Here is a 5,213-nt window from a genome sequence, read left to right on the forward strand (position 1 = left end):
TAGTTAGATGTTGGAACCCTACCCAACACACCCGTGAACTTGGCAACATCCGGTTGAAACTGTACCATTGAGCGCTCTAACCCCAGCTTTCGCGGGAGAGACCAGCCTACGACTGGCGCCGAAGGCGCAATTCCGCCCGGAATCGCTCAGGCACAAGGACCGCGAAGCATGTCATCGGCACCGATGGCGGGTTGACTCTGGAGAGCGGCGGATTCACCGCCCACCGACGGGGCAGACACCGGCAGACCGGTGTCCAAACTCTCAGGTACCGGGACAGAGGGGCGGGATTCCTGCATCACGATGGAGAACCCCTTGGACAAGAAAACCATCCTCAATCAGACCCACCGCGAAATGGGCGCACGCATGGTGCCTTTTGGCGGCTGGGACATGCCCGTACACTATGGCTCCCAGATCGAAGAACATCATGCCGTGCGCAAGGATGCAGGCATGTTCGATGTCTGCCACATGACCGCGGTGGATATCCGCGGCCCCGAAGCCCGAAGCTTCCTGCGGCACCTGCTGGCAAACGACATCGACAAGCTCAGGATGCCGGGAAAGGCGCTGTATTCGTGCATGTTGAAAGAAAATGGCGGCGTGATCGACGACCTTATCGTCTATTACATGAGCGATGACTGGTATCGCATGGTGATCAACGCCGCCACCACAGAGAAGGATATCGCCTGGATGGAACGCCAGGCAGAGGGAGCAGACGTGGCCATCCAGCCCCGCCGCGATCTGGGAATGATTGCCATACAGGGCCCCAAAGCCCGGGAAAAGACCCTGCCCCTGCTGCCGGATGATCTGCGCGAAGCAGCCGGGCAGCTCGGCCCTTTCCACGCCGCAACCAACGGCGAGTGGTTCGTCGGCCGGACAGGCTATACCGGCGAAGACGGTTTCGAGGTGCTGCTGCCGGAAAACCAGGTCGTCGCACTGTGGAACGCGCTGGCAGAGGCCGGGGTAAGACCCTGCGGGCTGGGTGCAAGAGACACCCTGCGTCTGGAGGCCGGCATGAATCTCTACGGCGCCGACATGGACGAAGACACATCCCCTCTGGAATCCGGCCTCGCCTGGACGGTCCCCCTGGGCAACCTGGAACGCGATTTCATCGGCCGCAGCGCGCTGGTGGTGCAGAAAGTCAGCGGCAACCTTCCCCTGTTCACCGGCCTGCTGCTGGAAGGCAAGGGCGTTTTACGCAATCATCAGAAACTGTATGAAGGCGAACGTGAAGTGGGTGAAATCACCTCCGGCGGGTTTTCCCCCACACTGCAACGTGCCATCGGCCTGGCACGCATCAGCGCCGACGCCGGTGACGGGATCACCGTGGACATACGCGGCAGGAAACTGCCCGTCAGGCTGGTCAGACCGCCCTTCGTCCGCAACGGCAAGAGCTGCATCTAAATCTATATCAAGAGGACAGCAACATGAGCAACACCCCCGACAATCTCAAATACACCAAATCACATGAATGGGTGCGCGACGAAGGCGACGGCACGGTGAGCATCGGCATCACCGATCATGCCCAGGAACTGCTGGGCGATCTGGTGTTCGTGGAACTTCCCGAAGTGGGCACCCAGCTTACCGCCGGCGACGAATGCGCGGTGGTTGAATCTGTGAAGGCTGCTTCCGATGTCTACAGCCCCCTGGACGGCGAAGTGACAGAAGCCAACGAGGCACTGGCAGACAGCCCCGAAGCCATCAACGAAGCTCCCTACGACAACTGGATATTCAGGCTCCGCCTCAGCAATCCCGCCCAGTTGGATGAACTGCTGGATGCCGAAGCCTACGCCGCCCTGGCCGAAGAAGACTGATCCATGCCTTTCATTCCCCACACAGACAAGGAAGTAAGGCAGATGCTGGACGTCATTGGCGCGGAAAGCATTGACGACCTCTTCGACGAGATCCCCGATGCCCTGCGCTGCGGCAGTCTGGAAAGCCTGGGCGATGGCCTGTGGGAGCAAGAAATCAGCACACTGATGCAGGAAAAGGCCCGGGAAGACGGCCAGCCCCTGTGCTTCATCGGCGCCGGCGCCTATGACCATCATATCCCGGCTGCCGTCTGGCAACTGGCCACCAGGGGCGAATACTACACCGCCTACACCCCCTACCAGGCTGAGGCCAGCCAGGGCACCTTGCAGCTGCTCTACGAATATCAGAGCATGATGACCGAGCTCATGGCCATGGACGTATCCAATGCGTCCCTGTATGACGGCGCATCAGCATTGGCCGAGGCCGTACTCATGGCCGTGCGCGCCAACCGCAAGTCCAAATCCCGGCGCATTCTCATACCCCGGGCCCTGCATCCCCACTACAGGGCAACGGTGCACACACTGGTAAAGAACCAGGGTATCGAACTGGTGGAAGTCGCCTATGACGAAAAGACCGGCCAGACCAGCCTGGATGACCTGAACCGTCATCAGGGCGGGGATTTCGCCGCGCTGGTCATACCCCAGCCCAACTTTTTCGGTGTGCTGGAAGATGTGGATGCGCTGGCCGGCTGGGCCCAGGCCAACGGTATGTTGTCCATTGCCGTGGTCAATCCCCTGGCCATGGCTCTGCTCACACCTCCCGGGGAATGGGGCCCACAGGGCGTGGACATCTGTTGCGGCGACGGACAACCTCTGGGCGCTCCCCTGTCCTCGGGTGGCCCCTATTTCGGCTTCATGTGCTGCAGCCAGAAGCTGGTACGGCAGATGCCGGGACGCATCATCGGCCGTACCGTCGACCTGGACGGCAAGGCAGGCTTCGCCCTGACCCTGCAGGCCCGTGAGCAACATATCCGCCGCTCCAAAGCCACCTCCAACATCTGCACCAACCAGGGACTGATGGTCACCGCCGCCACCATTCACATGAGCCTCCTGGGCGCTGAAGGACTCAGCCGTATCGCCCGCAGATGCCACAGCAATCTGCAGCTGCTTGTGGAAAAACTCACCGGCCTGGGAGAGATAGAACCCCGCTTCGGCGGCCCGGTGTTCCACGAAACCGTGCTGACACTGCCCATGGAAACCAGGCAGGTGCTGCGCACACTGGCTGCCCACAATGTCCTCGGCGGTTTCGATCTGGCGACACACTATCCGGAGCTTGGCAATACCCTGCTGATCTGTGCCACCGAAAACCGCAGCGGGAACGACATGGACAAGTACCGGCTGAAAATGGAACAGATGCTGGCCTCACGCCGCCAGGGCGCCTGCGCTACCATGGCCAAATTCGACTGACAATATATCCACCGCAGGTCGGGCTTCAGCCCGACAGCCCCCCCCCGGAACGCCACCCATGCTCATATTCGAACATTCAAAACCCAGCCGCCGCGCACAGGCACAGGCTCCTTCAGCTGACAAACCCGCCGGCATTCCGGAAAAGCTGTTGCGCAAGCGCAAACCCCGGCTGCCTGAAGTATCAGAGATGCAGGCGGTCCGCCATTACACCCGCCTGTCCCAGAAGAACTTCTCCATCGACACCCAGTTCTACCCCCTGGGTTCGTGCACCATGAAATACAATCCCAGAGCCTGCAACAGCCTGGCCATGCTGCCGGGGCTCATCAACCGCCATCCCCTAGCGCCGGACACCCACAGCCAGGGCTTCATGAGCGCCATGTATGAACTGCAGGAAATCCTCAAGGAAGTCACCGGCATGTCCGCAGTTTCGCTGGCGCCCATGGCCGGGGCTCAGGGGGAGTTCTCCGGCATCGCCATGATACGCGCCTATCATGATGCCCGGAACGACACCGGACGTACCGAGATCCTCGTACCCGATGCGGCCCACGGCACCAACCCGGCCACGGCCGTCATGTGCGGTTACAAGGCGCGGGAAATTCCCACCAAAGCCGATGGCGATGTGGACATGGATGCACTGCAGGCCGCGCTGGGTCCCCAGACTGCCGGCATCATGCTCACCAACCCCTCCACCCTGGGAGTGTTCGAGCGCCGTATCAAGGAAATCGCCGACAGGGTGCACGGGGCCGGCGGGCTGCTGTACTACGACGGCGCCAATCTCAACGCCATACTCGGACGGGTGCGCCCCGGCGATATGAGCTTCGATGTGATCCACATGAACCTGCACAAGACCTTCTCCACCCCCCACGGTGGCGGCGGCCCCGGCGCCGGGCCGGTGGGCGTCAGCGAGCGGCTGCTGCCTTTCCTGCCCATTCCCATGGTTGGCACGGACGGTCGCGACTTTCACTGGCTGACCGAGGAACAGTGCCCCCAGAGCATCGGTCGCCTTTCCGCCTTTGCCGGCAATGCCGGTGTACTGCTGCGCGCCTATGTGTACGCAAAGATGCTGGGAGCAGAAGGCATGCACCGGGTGGCTGACTATTCCACCCTGAACGCCAATTACATGCTAAAGCGGCTCATGGATGCCTGCTTTACAGCAGCCTATCCCGAACGCCGCGCCACCCATGAGTTCATCATCACCCTGAAAAAGGAAGCGAAGGAACTGGGCGTGAATGCCATGGATTTCGCCAAGCGCCTGCTGGACTATGGCATGCATGCGCCCACCACCTATTTTCCCCTGGTGGTGCCGGAATGCTTCCTCATCGAACCGACGGAAACCGAAGCCAGGGAAAGTCTGGATGCCTTCGTCGATGCCATGATACAGATTCGGGAAGAAGCAAAAACGGATGCCGAAAAGCTCAAAGGCGCGCCTTACAGCCTGCCGGTGCGCCGCCTAGACGATGTTCGTGCGGCCCGTGAACTGGATCTGCGCTGGCAGCCCGGCGAGGACCAGGCATGAGCGCAAACAAGCCTGGCAACACCGGTATCACCCGCCTGATCAAGGCCTTCGGCTATTCCATGCAGGGCTTTGCCTCCTGCTTTCGCAGCGAAGCGGCTTTCCGCCAGGAAGTGGCCGTCTCCCTCCTGATCATCCCCCTGGGACTGTGGCTGGGCCAGACCGGGGTGGAGCGTGCACTCCTGGTCGCCAGCTGGCTGCTGGTGCCCATCGTCGAAATGCTCAACTCTGCCATCGAAGCCGTGGTCGACCGCATCGGCCCCGAGCACCATGAACTTTCCGGCCAGGCCAAGGACATCGGCTCTGCCGCCGTATTCCTCGCTATCAGCCTGTTCCTGCTGGTCTGGGCGCTGGTATTGCTGGGTCGCTAAGGAAGCTCTGATCGAATCAGTGATTTTCGTATTTCAATGCAAATCGGCTGTTTTTTGAAATATGAATGGGGATTATCTGTAGATTCTCCCTTGTTTGCCGCATTCCAGGCGCAATGA

At 60.8% G+C, this 5,213-nt stretch carries 5 protein-coding genes and 2 riboswitches; all 5 genes read left to right on the plus strand.

Annotated elements, in window-relative coordinates; all coding sequences use genetic code 11:
* The first annotated feature begins 82 nt into the window (after positions 1-82).
* Positions 83-172, plus strand: a riboswitch (glycine riboswitch).
* 15 nt (positions 173-187) lie between these two features.
* Positions 188-287: riboswitch (glycine riboswitch) on the plus strand.
* 25 nt (positions 288-312) lie between these two features.
* The 5 genes from gcvT to ACOCD2_RS11815 are packed head-to-tail and all read left to right on the plus strand — an operon-like array spanning position 313 to position 5,096.
* Complete coding sequence (gene gcvT / locus ACOCD2_RS11795; protein WP_293647838.1) at positions 313-1,398, plus strand: glycine cleavage system aminomethyltransferase GcvT; 1,086 nt, start codon at positions 313-315, stop codon at positions 1,396-1,398.
* Positions 1,399-1,421: 23 nt separating this feature from the next.
* Positions 1,422-1,808: a glycine cleavage system protein GcvH gene (gcvH, locus tag ACOCD2_RS11800; protein WP_293647840.1), complete on the plus strand. Its 387-nt coding sequence runs from the start codon at positions 1,422-1,424 to the stop codon at positions 1,806-1,808.
* A 3-nt stretch (positions 1,809-1,811) separates the two neighbouring features.
* Positions 1,812-3,212 (plus strand): aminomethyl-transferring glycine dehydrogenase subunit GcvPA, encoded by a 1,401-nt coding sequence (gene gcvPA / locus ACOCD2_RS11805; RefSeq protein ID WP_293647842.1) that lies wholly within the window; start codon positions 1,812-1,814, stop codon positions 3,210-3,212.
* A 58-nt stretch (positions 3,213-3,270) separates the two neighbouring features.
* The gene (gene gcvPB / locus ACOCD2_RS11810) at positions 3,271-4,728 is read left to right on the plus strand and encodes an aminomethyl-transferring glycine dehydrogenase subunit GcvPB (protein ID WP_293647844.1); all 1,458 of its coding nucleotides are present in this window, start codon (positions 3,271-3,273) and stop codon (positions 4,726-4,728) included.
* Positions 4,725-5,096 (plus strand): diacylglycerol kinase, encoded by a 372-nt coding sequence (locus tag ACOCD2_RS11815; RefSeq protein ID WP_293647846.1) that lies wholly within the window; start codon positions 4,725-4,727, stop codon positions 5,094-5,096. The genes gcvPB and ACOCD2_RS11815 overlap by 4 nt, the downstream gene beginning before the upstream one ends.
* Positions 5,097-5,213: the final 117 nt, after the last annotated feature.

Source organism: Thiolapillus sp. (assembly GCF_048562965.1).
GTDB classification, from domain to species: domain Bacteria; phylum Pseudomonadota; class Gammaproteobacteria; order Chromatiales; family Chromatiaceae; genus Thiolapillus; species Thiolapillus brandeum_A.